This window comes from Pseudomonas sp. SDO5215_S409 (genome assembly GCF_054071325.1).
Window position 1 is genome coordinate 48,985 of record NZ_JBSVWN010000010.1, and the last position, 18,683, is coordinate 67,667.

Annotated in this window: 15 protein-coding genes; 7 read left to right on the plus strand and 8 right to left on the minus strand. The window is 62.1% G+C overall.

Annotated elements, in window-relative coordinates:
- Nucleotides 1-502: 502 nt before the first annotated feature.
- The 5 genes from ACW9H9_RS08005 to ACW9H9_RS08025 all read right to left on the minus strand — a co-directional run bounded on the left by ACW9H9_RS08005 (nt 503) and on the right by ACW9H9_RS08025 (nt 5,977).
- Nucleotides 503-1,741, minus strand: coding sequence for a phospholipase D-like domain-containing protein (locus tag ACW9H9_RS08005; RefSeq protein ID WP_457342653.1), 1,239 nt, complete (start codon nt 1,739-1,741; stop codon nt 503-505).
- 111 nt (nt 1,742-1,852) lie between these two features.
- Complete coding sequence (locus tag ACW9H9_RS08010) at nt 1,853-2,500, minus strand: MotA/TolQ/ExbB proton channel family protein (protein WP_457342652.1); 648 nt, start codon at nt 2,498-2,500, stop codon at nt 1,853-1,855.
- A gap of 25 nt (nt 2,501-2,525) precedes the next feature.
- The gene (locus ACW9H9_RS08015) at nt 2,526-4,808 is read right to left on the minus strand and encodes a TonB-dependent receptor family protein (RefSeq protein WP_457342651.1); all 2,283 of its coding nucleotides are present in this window, start codon (nt 4,806-4,808) and stop codon (nt 2,526-2,528) included.
- 24 nt (nt 4,809-4,832) lie between these two features.
- Complete coding sequence (locus ACW9H9_RS08020) at nt 4,833-5,567, minus strand: energy transducer TonB family protein (protein WP_457342650.1); 735 nt, start codon at nt 5,565-5,567, stop codon at nt 4,833-4,835.
- A gap of 2 nt (nt 5,568-5,569) precedes the next feature.
- The gene (locus tag ACW9H9_RS08025) at nt 5,570-5,977 is read right to left on the minus strand and encodes an ExbD/TolR family protein (protein ID WP_457342649.1); all 408 of its coding nucleotides are present in this window, start codon (nt 5,975-5,977) and stop codon (nt 5,570-5,572) included.
- A gap of 311 nt (nt 5,978-6,288) precedes the next feature.
- Here ACW9H9_RS08025 and ACW9H9_RS08030 point away from each other — a divergent pair, with 311 nt between their 5' ends.
- Nucleotides 6,289-7,860 (plus strand): alkaline phosphatase D family protein, encoded by a 1,572-nt coding sequence (locus ACW9H9_RS08030; RefSeq protein WP_457342648.1) that lies wholly within the window; start codon nt 6,289-6,291, stop codon nt 7,858-7,860.
- A gap of 80 nt (nt 7,861-7,940) precedes the next feature.
- On the opposite strand, the gene ACW9H9_RS08035 is transcribed toward ACW9H9_RS08030, so the two are convergent.
- The gene (locus ACW9H9_RS08035) at nt 7,941-8,348 is read right to left on the minus strand and encodes a PA2817 family protein (RefSeq protein ID WP_457342647.1); all 408 of its coding nucleotides are present in this window, start codon (nt 8,346-8,348) and stop codon (nt 7,941-7,943) included.
- Between the two features lie 75 nt (nt 8,349-8,423).
- Nucleotides 8,424-10,871, minus strand: coding sequence for an acyl-CoA dehydrogenase (locus tag ACW9H9_RS08040; protein WP_457342646.1), 2,448 nt, complete (start codon nt 10,869-10,871; stop codon nt 8,424-8,426).
- 271 nt (nt 10,872-11,142) lie between these two features.
- Here ACW9H9_RS08040 and ACW9H9_RS08045 point away from each other — a divergent pair, with 271 nt between their 5' ends.
- The 3 genes from ACW9H9_RS08045 (at nt 11,143) to ACW9H9_RS08055 (ending at nt 13,610) form a co-directional block, all read left to right on the plus strand.
- On the plus strand, nt 11,143-11,766 hold the full coding sequence (locus tag ACW9H9_RS08045; RefSeq protein WP_457342645.1) for a glutathione S-transferase family protein: 624 nt from the start codon (nt 11,143-11,145) through the stop codon (nt 11,764-11,766).
- Nucleotides 11,767-11,901: 135 nt separating this feature from the next.
- Nucleotides 11,902-12,834 carry an ABC transporter ATP-binding protein gene (locus ACW9H9_RS08050; protein ID WP_457342644.1) on the plus strand — a complete coding sequence of 311 codons (933 nt, stop codon included), beginning with the start codon at nt 11,902-11,904 and terminating at the stop codon, nt 12,832-12,834.
- A complete protein-coding gene (locus ACW9H9_RS08055; protein WP_457342643.1) occupies nt 12,831-13,610 on the plus strand; it encodes an ABC transporter permease in 780 nt (259 codons plus the stop codon). Before ACW9H9_RS08050 ends, ACW9H9_RS08055 begins: the two co-directional genes overlap by 4 nt.
- Before the next feature lie 61 nt (nt 13,611-13,671).
- Here the strand turns inward: ACW9H9_RS08055 and ACW9H9_RS08060 are convergent, their stop codons facing one another.
- On the minus strand, nt 13,672-14,217 hold the full coding sequence (locus tag ACW9H9_RS08060; RefSeq protein ID WP_457342642.1) for a TetR/AcrR family transcriptional regulator: 546 nt from the start codon (nt 14,215-14,217) through the stop codon (nt 13,672-13,674).
- 91 nt (nt 14,218-14,308) lie between these two features.
- Here ACW9H9_RS08060 and ACW9H9_RS08065 point away from each other — a divergent pair, with 91 nt between their 5' ends.
- From ACW9H9_RS08065 to ACW9H9_RS08075, 3 genes are all read left to right on the plus strand, one after another.
- Nucleotides 14,309-15,496 (plus strand): MFS transporter, encoded by a 1,188-nt coding sequence (locus tag ACW9H9_RS08065; RefSeq protein ID WP_457342641.1) that lies wholly within the window; start codon nt 14,309-14,311, stop codon nt 15,494-15,496.
- Between the two features lie 87 nt (nt 15,497-15,583).
- Nucleotides 15,584-16,738 (plus strand): TDT family transporter, encoded by a 1,155-nt coding sequence (locus ACW9H9_RS08070; protein WP_457342640.1) that lies wholly within the window; start codon nt 15,584-15,586, stop codon nt 16,736-16,738.
- Between the two features lie 61 nt (nt 16,739-16,799).
- The gene (locus ACW9H9_RS08075; protein ID WP_457342639.1) at nt 16,800-18,674 is read left to right on the plus strand and encodes an MFS transporter; all 1,875 of its coding nucleotides are present in this window, start codon (nt 16,800-16,802) and stop codon (nt 18,672-18,674) included.
- Nucleotides 18,675-18,683: the final 9 nt, after the last annotated feature.

Here is an 18,683-nt window from a genome sequence, read left to right on the forward strand (position 1 = left end):
CTGAGTTCCGTTTCAGTAACTAAGCACAGCGTCTTAGGGGTGTTCAGGCACGGGGGCTCCGGCCCGAAAGGCGGGTGTTAGAGGCGACCGGCTAAGACTGTCATGAAACTAGACGGTTGTGGTTGTTTTGCAAGTTTGTTGGGAATTGAAGTTTTAAAAGGGCGTTTGATGACGGGTAGGTAGAACGGCTGATTAGTGTTTTTATGTTTGATTACAGGGGGTTGTGATTGTAGTGGGCTGGATGGATTTTTAAGTGGAGTCATTCTCAACAAGTTGAATGGCTAACTTTATTGGGATTTGTTATTTGCGTTATTGCAACTGGCTATAAGATTTTTTTGTGCTGTTTAGTCTGTGTTGTCGGACTTTAAACAACGGGCCGTTCCTGTGTGTCGCACTGACTTATTCGTGGCGTGCGGGGAAGTTTGTGTGAGAGGGCAATACTTCAACAGTGCCACCCGCGGCGGGGCGGCGCTGCTGTGTTTAACCCATCAGGTCGGAAACGTCACGGCGTGCCCGGGTGCGGTGGCGGGTAGTCCCCCGTCACGTCGAGTGCCTTGGCGTAAGGTCCGTCCCACAGCTGTTGGTGCAGGGCTTTGACGCGCTGGGCCATGGCGGCGTCGCGCATCACCACTTCCAGGTTGCGCGAGTTGTCCAGGTAGCCGCCCAGCCAATTGCTGGTGCCCACCCAGGCCACTTGGCCGTCGATCTCCAGGGTCTTGCTGTGGATGACCCGGGCGTAGGGGATAAACCCCGATTTGGCCGGCGGCAGGGTCACGATTTTGACCTGGACGTTGGGCAGCACGGCCAGGCTTTTGAGGTAAGGCAGCTCCAACGCCTCGGTGTTCCAGTGCGACACCATCAACTTCACCGACACCCCACGCGCCGCCGCCGCACGCACGGCGTTGTCGATCACCGCGTAGTACGGCCGGGTGTGGTCCGGCCCGTAGGACAGCGGCGCATAGTCGAGCAATTGCACGCGGATTTCCTGTTTGGCCTCCCCCAGCAGGCGTGGCAGTTCCTGCTGCGAGTCGCCCACCCCCGGCGGGTTGTAGCGTTGCGGGCTGGCCACCAGGTAATTGCCGCTGCGCGGCGGCGGGTTGCCAGCGGCGGGCAGGGGCACGGGTTTGCCAGCGGCCAGCGCGGCCTGGGCTTGCCAGTCTTGTTCAAAGATCGCCTGGGTCTGGGCCACGACGGTGGCGTCATGGATCAGCAGGCCGGTTTCGTGGATGTGTTCCAGTGAGCGCCAGTCGAAGTTCTGGCTGCCGATGAAGGCCTGCTTGCCATCGACCACCATGTATTTGGCGTGGATGATCCCGCCGCTCAGCTTGGCGTAGGGCAGCACGCGAAACGTCAGGTTGGGGATGGCGCGCAGGCGGTCCAGGGTGGCGGCGTCCGACAGCTTCAGGCCTTTTTCTTCCAGCAGAAAGCGGATCTTCACACCGCGTTTACCAGCGGCTTCCAGGTGTTCGATCACCGTGTCCATCACCGAGCCTGGATGGTCGGCGGCGTAGAACTGGCCGATGTCGATGCGCTGTCGGGCGCTGTCAAACAGGTTGATCCACACCGGGCCCGGCTGGCGCAAATCGGCGGTGGCGAGGTCGGTGTCTACCGGCACGGTGTGCACCAGTTCAAACCCCGGGATTGAAAAGTCCGCCTGAACCAGCGGACTGACCAGCAGGCTGGCGAGGCCTGCGCTGCACAGGGCAAGGCCTGCACGTGGGAATCTCAACGATAGGGGCATGGGCGTCTCGTCAGCAAAGAAGAATCGGTGACCACCACGGGCAAGCCCAACCCCACCCGGTTGCGAGCGGTGAGCCCGTTCAACGGCTGGAACGGGCTTGCCTGCGTGGGGTCATGCCGTACGGCTGTGCAGCGGGGTGGGGGCCCGGTGCGGGACTTCACCCTGGAGGCGGGCGCCACTGGCGGCGCGGATCAGCAGGATTTTCAGCTGGTCGTTGATGCGCTCCAGGCTGTCCTGGAAGAAGTTGTGGAACACCACGCAGAACAGCGCGATGGCAATCCCCAGGCCTGTGGCGAACAGGGCCGTGCCGATACCGGCGGAAATCTGCCCAGGGTCCGACACCCCGGCACTGGCCAGCGCCTTGAAGGTGTCGATGATGCCCAGGATGGTGCCCAGAAGGCCCAGCAACGGGGCGGCGGTGGTGATGGTTTCGATGATCCACAGGCTGCGGGCCAGCGGTGCGCGGGACTTGAGGTACTGGGTTTCGATCTCGTCATCGAGCTCTTTGCGCGAGCCGTTGGAGGCCTTTTGCGTCAGGATCGCCTGCGCCATGTTCAGCGCCAGGCCGTCACGGCGGGTCAGGGCCTGGGGCAGGTCGCGCTCGCTGTGCACCTGGCTGCCCAGGGCGTCGATGAGGGCGCGTGCCTGGCGGCGTACGTAGGCGAAATAGATGCCGCGCTCGATGGCGATGAAAATCGCGATCGCCATGGCCGCATACATCACATAAAACGTGATCTGGTGGAGCGTGTTCATGTCCATGTCGCATGACCTCTCAGGGTGAAAATCAGAAATTGGCTTCCAGGGAAACGGTCACGGTGCGGTCCAGGCCCACGATGTAGCTGGGGCTGCCATCGCGAAAGCCGCTGTAGGTCGCCGAGGTGGTCTTGGTGGTGTAAACGCCGTCCAGGTATTTTTTGTCGAACAGGTTGTCGACGTTCAGGCGCAGGGTCGCGCTCTTGACCACTTTCTTGTCCACGGGCAGGTAGATACCGGCGCCGAGGTTGAACACGGTGCGCCCGGAAATGGACTCGTCGTTGGTCAGGTCGCCGTAGAGCTTGCTGGTGTACTTGCCGCCGAAGGTGCCGTAGAAGCGCCCGTCGTCATAGCCGATGTTGGCCGCCAGCATGTTGGTCGGCACGTTGGCGAACTGCTTGCCTTCGGTGGGCAGCACCACAGCTTTGCCCGCGTTGTAGACGGTCAGGTCGTCCTGCTGCTCGGCCTTGGTGTAGGTGTAGGAGGTGTAGTAGTTGAAGTGGTTGGGCAGCAAGCCGCTCCATTCCAGCTCCAGGCCTTTGTTGGTGACGGAGCCTGCGTTGAAGTCGGCGGAGTCGCCGTTGCTGTCGAGCGACGACACCTGGCGGTTCTTGAATTGCATGTAGAACAGGGTGGCGGCCAGGGTCATGTCCTGGGTGGTGTAGCGCCAGCCCAGTTCCTGGTCCCAGCTGGTTTCCGGCTTGGCGTCCAGGGAGCCGACGCCTTTGTCATAGAGCACGTAGTTTTGCGGCACGCGCATGTTGCGGGTCAGGTTGTAGAAGAGTTGGTCGGTGTCGTCGAGCTGGTATTTCACGCTCGCGTTGGGCAGCAGTTTGTTATAGGTCTTGCTGGCCTTGCCGGGTTGTTCGGTGAGGCTGCCGTGGTTGGTGCCTTCACGCTCGACGTTCATGTACGCCAGGCCCGCCACCACGGTCCAGTCGGGGTTGATGTACCAGGTGTCCTGGGCCCAGACCTTTTGGGCCGGGGTCACGGTGTAGCGGTCGCGGCCCTGTACGGTGTTGCCGTTGGCGTCGACCACCGCGCTGCCATCAGGCCAGGTGTCGGTGGGCTTGCCGTCGCTCTTGAGGGCGATGAAGGGTTGGGTCTGGCTCTGGCGCGCACGCTCGTACCAGTAGCCGAATTGCAGGCTGTGGTCGCCCAGGTCCCAGTTCAGTTTGGTGGTGATGCCCGGACGCCAGGTCTGGGTGCGCGAAGGGCGGTAGTAGACGCCGTTGTTCGGGGTGCCGTCGGCGTTGTACTGGGCGGCGGTCGGCAGGTTGCCCAGGTCGAACACGCCGCCCTGGTTCGAGCCGCGGTTGAGCGCATAGCTCGATGAGCCCACGCCGCTGCCGTTGCCCCAGTAGTAATACGGGATCACGGACAGGGCCAGGTTGTCAGACAGTTTGTACTGGGTGTTGAGCACGGCGGTGAAGGTCTGGAACGGGTTCTGCGCCAGGTCGTAGTAGCTGTTGTACTTGCCGTTGCTGCCCACGGTCGGGGTGGCGGGGTACGGGTCGAATTTGCGGCCGAACTGCTGGAACTGCGCCTTGGTCAGCTGGCTGTAGCTGTTGTTGTCTTGCTCGTGGTACTTGAGGATCAGGTTGGCGGTGTTGCCGTTGCCCGCGTCGAAGAAGCTGTTCCACTCCACCTTGTCTGCACGCACGGCACCCGAGCCGCGCCACATCTGGCCTTCGGTATGGGAGGCCGACAGCCAGTTGCTCAGGCCGTTGATTTCGCCGGTGTTCACGCGGGCGAAGGTTTTGGTGGTGGCATTGCCGCCCGCCACCTGCTTGACGAACACACCGGCGTCCTTGGTCGGGCGAATGGTCACGATGCCTATGTTGCCGCCGCTGGAGCCGATGTGCGGGCCGTCGGCTTCGGAGGAGCCTTGGGTGACAAAAATCTGGTCGATGTTTTCCGGGTCGCCCAGCAGGTTGGAATACAGCGCGTAGTTGCCCGAATCGTTGATCGGCATGCCGTCCACCGACATACCGATCTGGTCGGAGTTCATCCCGCGCATGGTGAAGCGAAAGCCCGACAGGCCGGTGTTGTCTTCACTGGAAATATTCAAGCCCGGGGTGTACTTGAGCTTGTCGATGGCGTTGCCCGTCGCCGTCTGTTTGTCCAGCGCTTCTTTGGTCACGGTGGAGCGGCCCTTGGCGCTTTCCTCCGCCACCATGTAGCCGCCTCCGGCGGTGGCCTTGCCTTGCACGCCGATGGTGCCGACGTCACTGTCGCTGGTGTCTGCCATGACCATGCCGTGGGTCATGCTCGTCGCGGCAACGAGTGCCAGATGAATCCGGGTGAACTTCATCACTGTCGTCCTGGTGGTGAGTGCTTATTGCACGCTGTAGTTGAAGGTGGCGGTGAAGCGTTGTTCGTTACGTCCACCGAAGGCTTGTTCGGGGAACGGCTTGACCTGCTTGATGCGGCGCAGGCTGTTGCTGGCTGCCCGGTTGAGCAACATGCTCGGGGCCGGGGTCTGGATCCCGGCGTCGAGGACGCGGCCCTGGCGGTCGACCAGCAGCCACACCACGACATCGCCGGTAGGGCGTTCGAGGGATGCCTGGCGACCGGTGGGGTACTGTTTGTAGCTGTCCATTTCGTTGCGCAAGCCTTTGAGGTAACCCCCCTCCAAGGCCTGGCCATCGACTTTGGGCGGTGGCGGTGGCGCGGGCGGCGCCGGTGTGGGCGCAGGCGCCGGGGGGGCCTGCACGGGCTTGGCCACCGCAGGGGCCGGGTTGGGCGCGGGCTTGGCCACCACCGGTGTCGGCTTGGGCACAGGTTTTGGCTTGGGCTCGGGCTTGGGTTTTGGAACGGGTTTGGGCGGTGGTGGCGGCGGGGCCGGTTCGGCTTCCTCGTCCTCGATCACCGGCGGCGGTGGCGCTTGCTCCACGACCGGTTCGGGCACCTGTTCAGGCTCGGGTTCGACCAGGGCCAGCTCCACGGCCGACTCGTCATAGGTGGGTTCGATTTTCAGCGGTTGGGAATGGATACCCAGTGCAATCAGCACCAGGGCGATCAGGGCCGGGACACTGCCCAGCAGCCGACGCGCACGAAACAGAACGTACATGGTCAGGACTTACGCGTGGCGATGGAGACGGAGGTAAAGCCACCCAGGCGCAGGGTGTCCATGACTTCTACCAGGCGCGACACTTCCACGCCCTTGTCGCTGTTGACGATGATGGTCGAGCGGGTGTCCGGCTTTTGCGCCGCCTTGAGCGCAGGCACCAGGGCGTCGACGGTCATGTCCTTGCCGTCCAGTTGCAACTGGCCTTCGAGCCCCAGCGTGAGGATGAATTTGTTCTGCGGCTTGAGCTGCTGCGAACTGCTGGCGCTGGGCAATTGCGTCTTCATGCCGAGCGCCGGAATCACGTTCAGGCTCACGAGTACAAAAAACACCAGCAGGAACATCATCACGTCGATCATTGGGATCAGTTCGATATGCGCCTTGCGTTTTTTGGGTTCGTCCCACGTTCTCATTCCGCTACCCCTCGTTGATTAGGGGCGACACGCTAGCAACCGAAAATGACCGAATGGTTAACGTTCATTTAAGGTTTTAAGGCTCTATTTCGGGGCTTGTAGGCCATCAGGAGTGGAATTTTCCGACGTAATGAAACTGACACGACGCCGGTACATTCTTGGAAAATTTACCCGGCGAGTGCTTCCCGCATGAGAGATTCATTGCCTCATCTATTCACTTCACGACAGCTGTTAACACCGTTGCCCAGGCGTCAGCAGGGTACTTGCCTGCATGAAGGGGATGGCCGGGTGAGCGCCTGCGAGCACCGCCCATGAGCCGCGTCGATCAGGACCGTCGCCGGGTACTCGGCGGGCTGGCGGTGGCCACCGCGTTTTCGATCTTGAGCCCGTTTGCGCGCAGTGCGGGCATCGACTATCCCTTCACGCTTGGCGTGGCCTCGGGCGACCCGTTGCCCGATGGTTTTGTGATTTGGACGCGCCTTGCGCCGCTGTTCAATGCAGCCGATGGGCGTGGCGGCTTGAGCCGGGCGGTGCCGGTGCGTTGGCGGGTGGCCAGCGATGCGGGCATGACGCGCATCGTGCGCCAGGGTGAGGTGATGGCGACCGAGCGGTTTGCCCATTCGGTGCATGTGGAAGTGGCCGGGCTCGAGGCCGCACGGCCCTATTGGTATCAATTTGAAAGCCTGGGCGCGCAGAGCCCGGTGGGGCATTCGCGCACTGTGCCTGCGGTGCAGGCCATGGCGTCGGCCAGGCTGGGTTTTGTCTCGTGTTCCCATTGGGAACGCGGCTATTTCAGCGCCTATCGCCACTTGGCGGCCGAGCAGCCGGACCTGGTGTTTTTCCTGGGCGACTATATCTACGACAGCTCCTACGCCGCCGACTCGGGCAAGATCATCCGCCCCCACGGCAGCGCCAACGCCGAGAGCCTGGTGGACTATCGCAACCGCTACGCGCTGTATAAGACCGACCCCGACCTGCAAGCCCTGCACGCCGCGGCCCCCAGTGTGGTGACTTGGGACGACCACGAGGTGCAAAACGACTACGCCAACCAGTGGTCCCAGGACCCGAAGGTGTCGGTGGCGCGTTTTCTCAAGCAGCGTGCGGCGGCCTATCAGGCGTTTTACGAGCACATGCCGCTGCGCGCGAGCAGCCTGCCGCGCGGGCCGGACATGCGCATTTACCGGCGCGTGGACTACGGCCGACTCGCCCGTTTCCATGTGCTGGACGGTCGGCAATACCGCTCGGAACAACCGTGCATCCTGGCCAACGGCAGCCACCAGGGGCATATCGCTGCCAATACCTGTGCGGACCTGCGCGACCCACGCCGCACGATGCTGGGGTGGGAGCAGGAAGCCTGGCTGGACCAGGGCTTTGCCGAGTCCCGGGCGCAATGGAACGTGATCGCCCAGGACTTGCTGGTGGCACCGCTCACCCAGCGCGACTTGACCCAACATAAAGTGGGCCGTTGGACCGATGGCTGGGACGGCTACATGGCCAACCGCGAACGCATGCTGGCCTCGATCACCCGCCACACCGTGAGCAACCCGGTGTTCTGGGGCGGCGATATTCATTCGTTCTGGGCCAATGACCTGCACGCCCGTGGCGATGACCCGGACTCGCCGGTGGTCGCGACTGAGTTTGTCGGCACGTCGGTGACGTCCGACGGCCCGCCGTACGAGGCCTTTCAGACGATCCTGCCGCTCAACCCGCACGTGCGGTTTTTCGACAGTCGTCAGCGCGGGTATGTGTCGGTAGTGCTTGAAGAGCACAGCATGCTGACCCAGATGCGGGCCATCTCCGACCCACGGGACCCACATGCCAGTGTCTCGACGCTCAAGTCGTTTGTGGTGGAGCCGGGCAGGGCGGGGGCGGTGGTGGTTTGATCCGTGTGGTGCTCATTCAGCGGGGCGTGGGCCGTGGTTCACGACCCACGCGGGTGTTGCGATCACCCTGTGGGTTCACCTCAATGCTTCAACTGGTCATCAGACAGCGCCAGCAACTGCTTTTCCTGGTTCCAGTCGAACGGCTCGTCATTTTGCTCTGCCTCAAAGCGACGCTCTTCCAGCGCCTGGTACAGGTCCAGCTCTTCGTCGGGCATGTAATGCAGGCAGTCACCGCCAAAGAACCACAGTAGGTCGCGCGGCACCAGGTGGGCGATCTGCGGATACCGCTGAATCACCTGGCACATCAGGTCCTGCCCCAGGTACTGGCTTTCGATCGGATCAACAGGCAATTGCGCCCGCAATTCGTCAAAGCGCTCCAGAAACAGCGCGTGGCTTTCCTCGGGCACCTGTTCGGCTTCGCCGACGGCAACCAGGATACTGCGCAGGTGGTCGAGCAAGACGAGATGATCGGCAACGACGTTGGACACGGGATAAGTCCTCAAGAACAAAAACGGGCGCGAGAGTATAAAGCCCTCGCGCCCGTATTTATACGACCGCTGGACTCAGCGGATTTTACCTTCGGCCTGACTCAGTTCCTCTTTGCTAAAGTCGTCCACGTCGATCACCGTGCGCCGCGCCGCTTCGGCGTCGCGCAGTGCTTGCGCCTCGCCCGGTTGCAGCACGCCTGCGTCCAGGGCCGCGTCGATGGCCGGCTGGCCTGGCGCAGGTTTGACCTGGCCGCTCTTGAGGCCCTCGTGGAGTTTTTTCTGCACGGGATGGCTGGCGGCAAGCAGGTCGCAGGCGTGTTGCAGGGCGCCCACCGGGTCGTCTTTTGCCTGCGGGCGGTAGCAGCCGTCAAGCACGGCTTCCAGCGTCGGGTCGCCCTTGGCCCGGCCCAGTACCTGGGCCACTTCGGCATCCAGTGCGTCGGACGGGCCGGTGTGGCGACGGCCAAACGGAAACACGATGACCCGCAGCAGGCCACCCAGCACCTTGTTGGGGAAGTTGCTCAGCAGTTCATCCAGCGCACGTTCCGAATGGCCCAGGCTTTCTTCCATGGCCCAGGTGAACAGCGGATGCAGGTGTTCGGGCGAGTCCAAGTCGTGGTAACGCTTGAGCGCCGCCGACGCCAGGTACAGGTGGCTCAGCACATCGCCCAGGCGGGCCGACAGGCGTTCGCGGCGCTTGAGCTCACCGCCCAGCAGCATCATGCTCAGGTCTGCCAGCAGGGCGAAGGCCGCCGCCTGGCGGTTGAGCGCGCGAAAGTAACCCTGGCTCAGGCGATCGCCGGGGGCTTTTTCAAAGTGGCCCAGGCCAAGGTTCAGCACCAGGGTGCTGGCGGCGTTGCTCAGGGCGAAACCGATGTGCTGCATCAGCAGGCCGTCGAACTCCTTGAGCGCCTGGTCACGGTCTTCGCGGCCAGCCAGGGCCATTTCCTTGAGTACGAACGGGTGGCAGCGAATGGCGCCCTGGCCGAAGATCATCAGGTTGCGCGAGAGAATGTTCGCGCCCTCTACGGTGATGAAGATCGGCGCGCCTTGCCAGTTGCGGCCCAGGTAGTTGTTGGGGCCCATGATGATGCCCTTGCCGCCGTGCACGTCCATGGCGTGGCTGATGCATTCACGGCCGCGCTCGGTGAGGTGGTACTTGAGGATCGCCGACAGCACCGAGGGTTTTTCTCCCAGGTCGACGGCGTTGGCGGTGAGCATGCGTGCGCTGTCCATCAACCAGGCATTGCCGCCGATGCGGGCCAGGGCTTCCTGGATGCCTTCAAACGCCGCCAGCGGTACGTTGAACTGCTCGCGCACTTGAGCGTATTGGCCGGTGACCAGGCTGGTGAACTTGGCCGCGCCAGTGCCGACCGCCGGGAGGGAAATCGAACGGCCGACCGAGAGGCAGTTCATCAGCATCATCCAGCCTTTGCCGAGCATCGGCTGGCCGCCGATGAGGAAGTCCAGCGGGATGAACACGTCTTTGCCCGAATTGGGGCCGTTCATGAACGCCGCGCCCAGGGGCAGGTGGCGGCGCCCGATGTCCACGCCCGGGGTGTCGGTGGGAATCAGCGCCAGGCTGATGCCCAGGTCTTCCTCGTCGCCCAGCAGATGGTCGGGGTCATATGCCTTGAAGGCCAGGCCCAGCAGGGTCGCGACCGGGCCGAGGGTGATGTAGCGCTTTTCCCAGTTAAGGCGCAAACCGAGGGTTGGTTTACCGTCCCATTCGCCTTGGCAGATCACGCCGGTGTCGGGCATGGCGCCCGCGTCGGAGCCCGCCAGGGGGCCGGTGAGGGCAAAGCAGGGGATGTCATCGCCGCGGGCCAGGCGCGGCAGGTAATGGTTGCGTTGCTCGTCGGTGCCGTAGTGCAGCAGCAGTTCGGCGGGGCCCAGGGAGTTGGGCACCATCACGGTGGAGGCAAGGTCGCCACTGCGGGTCGCCAGTTTCATGGCCACCTGGGAGTGGGCGTAGGCCGAAAAGCCTTTGCCGCCGAATTCCTTGGGGATGATCAGGGCAAAAAAACCATGTTGCTTGATGTGTTCCCAGGCCTCGGGCGGCAGGTCCATGGCCTGGCCGATGTGCCAGTCGCTGACCATGGCGCACAGCTCTTCGGTGGGGCCGTCGATGAAGGCTTGTTCTTCTTCGGTCAACCGGGCCTTGGGGTAGGCCAGGAGCTTGTCCCAGTCCGGGCGCCCGCTGAACAGCTCGCCGTCCCACCAGACGGTGCCTGCGTCGATGGCGTCGCGCTCGGTGTCGGACATGGGCGGCAGGACTTTCTGGAACCAGTTGAACAGCGGCGCGGTGAAGTATTTGCGGCGCAGGTCCGGGAGCAGCAGCGGGGTGGCCACCAGGGCGATCAGCACCCAGAACACCAGCAGCAACCCGCCCGGTGCATGACTGAAGGCGCCCATGGCCAACAGGTAGACGGCGACCACGCCCAGGGCGGGCAGCGGCGCGGTGCGGCGGTGGGCCAGGTAGGCAATGCCCACCACCAGAACCAGTATCCACAACAACAGCATATTCAATCCTCCATGAAACCAGGGGCCAAAATCACCCAAGAGCCTAGTCGGCTCGCCAACAGCCAGGGTGACAGGGGTGTTACGGGGTGTGCCGGGAGTCGGCCGCCTCATCGATAGTGACCACCCGGCAAGGGGGGAGTTCGGCACAAAAGACCCGGGGCCGCGTGACCGGCCAGTCAGGCGCTGGCGCGCGCATTGATGCACGTGGCCGATGAACCGGCGTATGCTGCCCCGGCATTCATCCAACCATCTTCATTTCGCCGGGGCGGTCATGCTGAAAATCTGGGGTCGTAAAAATTCGTCAAATGTCAGGAAGGCGCTCTGGTGCGCTGAAGAACTGGGCCTGGCCTACGAGGCCATCGACGCAGGCGGCGCCTTTGGTGTGGTGGACACCCCCCAATACCGGGCGCTGAACCCTAATGGCCGGGTGCCGATGATTGAAGACGGTGACTTTGTGTTGTGGGAGTCCAACACCATCGTGCGTTACCTGTGTGCCAGGCATGCACCGGGCACGCCGTGGTATCCGCAAGACCCGCAGGCCCGCGCCAACGCCGAAAAATGGATGGACTGGACCACGTCCACCTGGGCCGACCCGTTCAAGACGGTGTTCTGGGGCGTGCTGCGTACGCTGCCGGAAAACCAGAACTGGGACAACATCCACGCCGGCCGCCAGGCGTGCATCGAGGTGCTGCAAACCGTGGAGCAGGCGCTGGCGCATCAGCCTTATCTGTCGGGCCACGAGATCGGCCTTGGCGACATTCCCCTGGGCAGCTTTATTTATGCCTGGTTCGAAATGCCCATCGAGCGGCCTGCCATGCCCAACCTGGAGGCCTGGTACGAGCGTTTGCGGCAGCGCCCGGCGTATCAGAAGGCGGTCATGACCGCGTTGACTTAATACCTACTATCAATACGGGTGACTGTACTTGTACGGCGCAGGCAAGCACCATGCTCGCCATGCGTCGTGGTTGTATTTCGTGCGATGCGCCCTAATCTTGTCAGCCTATTCCTCTTCCTTGGTGCGTAATCCGATATGAGTTCCGCTCTGTCTATCCGGCAGCTAACCAAAACCTACGGCAACGGTTTCCAGGCCCTGAGTGGTATCGATCTGGATGTTGGCGAAGGTGATTTCTTCGCGTTGCTCGGCCCTAACGGCGCCGGCAAATCCACCACCATCGGCATTCTCTCCACCCTGGTCAACAAGACCGGGGGCACCGTGAATATCTTCGGCCACGACCTGGACAAATCCCCGGCCGCGCTCAAGCGCAGCATTGGCGTGGTGCCCCAGGAGTTCAATTTCAACCAGTTTGAAAAGACCTTCGACATCGTCGTGACCCAGGCCGGTTACTACGGCATCCCGGCAAAAGTTGCCAAGGAACGCGCCGAGAAGTACCTGACCCAGCTGGGGCTGTGGGACAAGCGTGACGTGCCTTCACGTTCGTTGTCCGGTGGCATGAAGCGCCGCCTGATGATCGCCCGGGCCTTGATCCACGAGCCGCGCCTGCTGATTCTGGACGAGCCGACGGCCGGGGTGGACATCGAGTTGCGCCGCTCGATGTGGAGCTTTCTCACGGAGCTGAACGAGCAAGGCACCACCATTATCCTGACCACGCACTACCTGGAAGAAGCCGAGCAGCTGTGCCGCAACATCGGCATCATCGACCACGGCACCATCGTCGAAAACACCAGCATGCGCAGCTTGCTGAACCAGTTGCATGTGGAAACCTTCCTGCTCGACCTGAAAAACAACCTGAACGTCGCGCCGTCCTTGATCGGCTACCCGAGCCGGTTGGTGGACAGCCATACGCTGGAAGTGCAGGTGGATAAATCGGTGGGCATCACTGCGTTGTTCGGCCAACTGGCCACCCAGAACATCGAAGTGCTGAGCCTGCGCAACAAAACCAATCGCCTTGAGGAGTTGTTCGTGTCCCTGGTGGAGAAAAACCTGGCGAAGGTGGCGTTATGAGTTCGGAACTGCAACCCAACCTGGTCGCGCTGCAGACCATCGTCTACCGCGAAGTGAAGCGCTTCACGAGGATCTGGCCGCAAACCTTGCTGCCGCCAGCGATCACCATGGTCCTGTACTTTGTGATCTTCGGTAACCTGATCGGCCGACAGATCGGCGACATGGGCGGTTTCACCTACATGGAGTACATCGTGCCGGGGCTGATCATGATGTCGGTGATCACCAACTCCTACGGCAACGTGGTCTCCAGCTTTTTTGGCAGCAAGTTCCAGCGCTCCATCGAAGAGTTGATGGTGTCACCGGTGTCGCCGCACACCATCCTGATCGGCTACACCCTGGGCGGTGTGCTGCGCGGCTTGATGGTGGGGATCATCGTGACGTTGCTCTCGCTGTTCTTTACCCACCTGCAGGTGCATCACCTGGGCGTCACCTTGTTGGTGGTGGTGCTGACGGCGACGATCTTCTCGCTGCTGGGCTTTATCAACGCGGTGTTTGCGCGCAACTTCGATGATATTTCGATCATCCCGACATTTGTGCTGACGCCGTTGACGTACCTGGGCGGGGTCTTCTACTCGATCACCTTGCTGCCGCCGTTCTGGCAGACCGTGTCGTTGGCCAACCCGGTGTTGCACATGGTCAACGCGTTTCGCTACGGGATCCTGGGGGTGTCGGACATCCGCATCAGCATTGCCATCACCTTTATGCTGGTGGCCACGCTGGTGCTGTACATCGGGTGTGCGCGGCTGCTGGTGAGCGGGCGCGGGATGCGTAGCTGATCAAGCGCTGAGCGCAAAAGCAAAAAGTGGGAGCCAGGTGCTCCCTTTTTTTGCGCCAAGTTTAGTGCGACAGGGCGATATCGATCAGCCTGTGCAGCTCTTGCAGCGGCAGCGGCGTGCGGGAAAAGAGGCTGCGGAACACGACCGGCGCGACCATCAGGTTCAACAGGCTGTCGATGGCGGGCAGCGTGTGGGTGCTGGTGCGGTAACGCTCGAGAATGATCTGCAACTGCCCGCTCAGGATGTCTACGCAATAGCCCGGGCCGCCGCTGTGCTGCACATCGCGCATCATGTCGCGGCCCAGCTCGGAACTCATCTCATCCAGGTATTGCTCGCCCCAGGCCCGTAGGTCGCCCCGCAGGCTGCCGGTGTTCACAGGCTCGCTGTCGGGCCGCAGGCGGGCCAGCGCGACGTCGGCGAGCAGGGCGGTCAAGTCGCCCCAGCGACGATAGAGCGTGGAGGGCGTGACGCCAGCACGCGCGGCAATCATCGGCACGGTAATGCTGGAGCGCTCGTGGCTCTCCAGCAATTCGCGCACGCTGCGGTGGACCGATTCCTGTACCCGGGCACTGCGGCCCCCCGGGCGGAGCCCTTCTTTTATCGCCATGGGAAAAACCTTAACACAAAGAATTTGCTTTAAGCGCGATGCAGTAGCACACTCCACAAAAGCAAAATATTAGCTTTAGTGGAGCAAGCCCATGTCCAGCGTCACTGTTCATCGTCCCCGCCGGGTGTTTCTGGCGCTTACCTTACTGACGTTTCTCGCCGCGTCCAGCGCGCCGACGCCGTTGTATCACCTTTATCAGGAAGGGCTGCACTTTTCGGCAGCCATGTTGACCCTGGTGTTTGGAATCTACGCCATGACCTTGCTGGCGGCCCTGCTCACGGTGGGGTCGTTGTCAGACCATTTGGGGCGCAAGCCGGTGATTTTTACCGCCCTGGTCCTGGATATGCTGGCCATGCTGTTGTTTATCCAGGCGGACAGCGTGGCCTGGCTGATTGCCGCCCGTGCCTTGCAAGGCTTCGCCACCGGCATGGCCACGGCGGCACTGGGCGCTGCACTGCTGGACACCGACCGCCAGCACGGCCCGCTGATCAACAGCGTGGCGCCCTTGTTGGGCATGGCGTGTGGCGCCATGGGGTGCAGCCTGTTGGTGGAGTTTGCCCCGTTGCCCACCACGCTGGTCTACGGTTTGCTGCTGGGCGTCATGGCCGTGCAGGCGCTGTTTGTCTGGCACCTGCCGGAAACCGTCAGCCGCATGCCCGGTGCGCTGGCGTCGCTGTGGCCCACGCTGCATGTACCGCCCCAGGCGCGCCGCGCGTTGTGGATTTGCCTGCCGGTGGACGTGGCGGTATGGGCCATGGGCGGTTTTTACCTGTCGCTGGCGCCGTCGCTGGTCAGGGCGGCCACGGGTTCGACCTCCAACCTGATCGGCGGCGGGCTGGTCGCCGTGCTCACCGTGAGCGGGGCGGGGATGATTTTCAGCCTGCGCAATCGCCCGGCAGACAAGGTGCTCAAGCTCGGAGCGGTGCTGTTGGTGGCGGGCGTAGGGTTGATTCTGGCGGCGGTTCACAGTGCCAGCCTGGTGGTGTTTTTTATCGCGACGCTGATCGCCGGCAGCGGTTTTGGCGCAGGCTTTTTGGGCGCCTTGCGCAGCGTGGTGCCGCTGGCGTTGCCCCACGAACGGGCGGGCCTGATGTCGGCTTTTTACGCGCTCTGCTACCTGGCGTTTTGCGTGCCGTCACTGCTGGCGGGCAATCTGACCCGCAGCCTCGGCCTCATTGCCACCACCGATGGCTACGGTGTAACACTGATTGTGCTCGCGCTGGGTGCGTTGATGGCGTTGCAAAAGCAGGGCTCGGCACAGCCTTTATCTGAAAAGTAGATAACAGATAGAGAAATTACCCGTTATATAGATATTCGATTCGGTTCTACCATGGCCTCAACCTCATGCGAGGAAGAGGATGAACCCATGACGTGCTCCAACACCCCTGCCAAAAGCCTGAAGCCTTTTAGCCACCTGACCCGGCCTCGGGAAGTGATTCGCCAATTCACCCCCAATTGGTTCGCCGCCACCATGGGCACCGGCGTGCTGGCGTTGGCGCTGGCACAGTTGCCGGTCAGCGTGCCCGGTGCGCGTGCCGTCGCCGAAGGGCTTTGGTGGTTCACTCTTGGCCTGTTTGTGCTGTTCAGCCTTTTATATACCGCCCGTTGGGTGATGTTTTTTCACGAGGCGCGGCGGATCTTTGCCCATTCCACCGTGTCGATGTTTTTCGGCACCATTCCCATGGGGCTGGCGACCCTGATCAATGGCTTGCTGCTGTTTGGGCTGCCGCGTTGGGGGAGTGCGGTGGTGCCGCTGGCCGAAGCCTTGTGGTGGCTGGACGTGGCCATGGCGCTGGCATGCGGTGTGTTGATCCCATTCATGATGTTTACCCGCCAGGCCCACAGCATCGACCAGATGACAGCCGTCTGGCTGCTGCCGGTGGTGGCCGCCGAAGTCGCCGCCGCCAGCGGTGGCCTGCTGGCGCCACACCTGGCCGATGCCCACGGTCAACTGGTGATGCTGGTGACCAGCTACGTGTTGTGGGCATTTTCCCTACCCGTGGCGTTCAGCATTCTGACGATCCTGATGCTGCGCATGGCCCTGCACAAACTGCCTCACGCCAATATGGCCGCCTCCAGCTGGCTGGCGCTCGGGCCGATCGGCACCGGTGCACTGGGCATGTTGCTGCTGGGCAGCGATGCGCCCGCGATCTTTGCCGCCAACGGCCTGCCCGGCATCGGCGAGATCGCCAATGGCATTGGCCTGGTGGCCGGTATCACGCTGTGGGGGTTTGGCCTGTGGTGGATGCTGATCGCGGTGTTGATCACCTTGCGTTACCTGCGCGGCGGCATTCCGTTCAACCTCGGTTGGTGGGGGTTTACCTTCCCGCTGGGCGTGTACGCGCTGGCCACGTTAAAGCTGTGGAGCACGCTGCACCTGGGTTTTTTCAGTGTCATGGGCTGTGTGCTGGTCGCGGCGCTGGTGCTGATGTGGCTGATCGTTGCCCGGCGTACCGTGCAGGGCGCCTATAAAGGTGAGCTTTTTGTATCACCTTGCATTGCGGGAATAGGGATTAAGTAGGCGCGATTAGGTAAAGTCGTGGCCTTGAAAAATAGTCTCAGGCCACGCAGGAACACCGACGATGAGCCACCCTTCACAATTCACCTTGCTGCGCAAACGGCGTTTCCTGCCGTTTTTTGTGACCCAGTTGCTGGGCGCGTTCAACGACAACATCTTCAAGCAATCGCTGATCCTGGCCATTCTGTACAAGCTGACTATCGAGGGTGACCGCTCCATTTGGGTCAACCTCTGCGCCTTGTTGTTTATCCTGCCGTTCTTTCTGTTCTCGGCGCTGGCCGGGCAATTTGGCGAGAAGTTCAACAAGGACGCGTTGATCCGCGCGATCAAGATCGGCGAGATCGTGATCATGGCCGTGGGCGCCGCGGGCTTTTTGTTCAACCACCTGGCATTGATGCTGCTGGCGCTGTTTGCCATGGGCACGCACTCGGCGCTGTTCGGGCCGGTGAAGTATTCGATCATGCCCCAGGCCCTGCACGAAGAGGAGCTGGTGGGCGGCAACGGCCTGGTCGAAATGGGCACGTTCCTGGCGATCCTGGCGGGCACCATCGGGGCGGGGGTCATCATGTCGTCGACCCATTACGCGCCGGTGGTGGCCGTGGCCATCGTGGGGGTGGCGGTGCTGGGTTACCTGGCCAGCCGCAGTATTCCTTCGGCGGCGGCTTCCACGCCCGGGTTGCGCCTGAACTGGAATATCTTCAGCCAGTCCTGGGCCACGCTGCGCATGGGCCTTGAGCAAACCCCAGCGGTGTCGCGTTCGATCGTGGGCAACTCGTGGTTCTGGTTTGTCGGTGCGATCTACCTCACGCAAATCCCCGCGTATGCCAAGGAGTGGATGTACGGCGACGAAACCGTGGTGACGCTGATTCTCACGGTGTTTTCGGTGGGCATCGCCTTGGGTTCGATGCTGTGTGAGAAGTTGTCCGGCCGCAAAGTTGAAATCGGCCTGGTGCCGTTCGGCTCTTTCGGTCTGACCGTGTTCGGCCTGTTGTTGTGGTGGCATTCCGGCGGGTTCCCGCAGAACGTCCAGGAAAACGACTGGCTCGCGGTGCTCGGCTACGGCCAGGCGTGGTGGGTGCTGTTCGATATCCTCGGGCTTGGGGTGTTTGGCGGTTTTTACATCGTGCCGCTGTATGCCCTGATTCAGTCGCGCACCGCCGAGAACGAGCGGGCGCGGGTGATTGCCGCCAACAATATTCTCAACGCGTTGTTCATGGTGGTGTCGGCGATTGTCTCCATCGTGCTGTTGAGCGTGCTGAAGCTTTCAATTCCCGAGTTGTTCCTGGTGGTGTCGCTGCTCAATATCGCGGTGAACACCTACATCTTCAAGATCGTCCCCGAGTTCACCATGCGTTTCATGATCTGGCTGCTCAGCCATTCCATGTACCGTGTCGAGCACCGCAACCTGGAGTTGATCCAGGACGAAGGTGCGGCCTTGCTGGTGTGTAACCACGTGTCGTTTGTGGATGCACTGCTGATTGGCGGGGCGGTGCGTCGGCCGATCCGCTTCGTGATGTACTACAAGATCTATCGTCTGCCGGTCCTCAACTTCATTTTTCGCACGGCGGGGGCTGTGCCGATTGCCGGGCGAAATGAGGACCTGCAGGTGTACGAAAAAGCATTCGAGCGTATCGCCCAATACCTCAAGGACGGTGAGCTGGTATGCATCTTCCCTGAAGGCAAGCTGACCGGTGACGGTGAGATGAATGAGTTCAGGGGCGGACTGACGCGGATCCTGGAGGAAACCCCAGTGCCGGTCATTCCGATGGCATTGCAGGGGCTTTGGGGGAGTTTCTTCAGCCGTGACCCGAACAAGGGGTTTTTCCACAGGATCTGGTCACGGGTGGTCTTGGTGGCCGGGCAGCCGGTCGCGGTGCAGGCGGCTACGCCGCAGGCCTTGCACGGCCTGGTGGGCCAGTTGCGCGGCGACGGTCGCTAGCGCACAGCG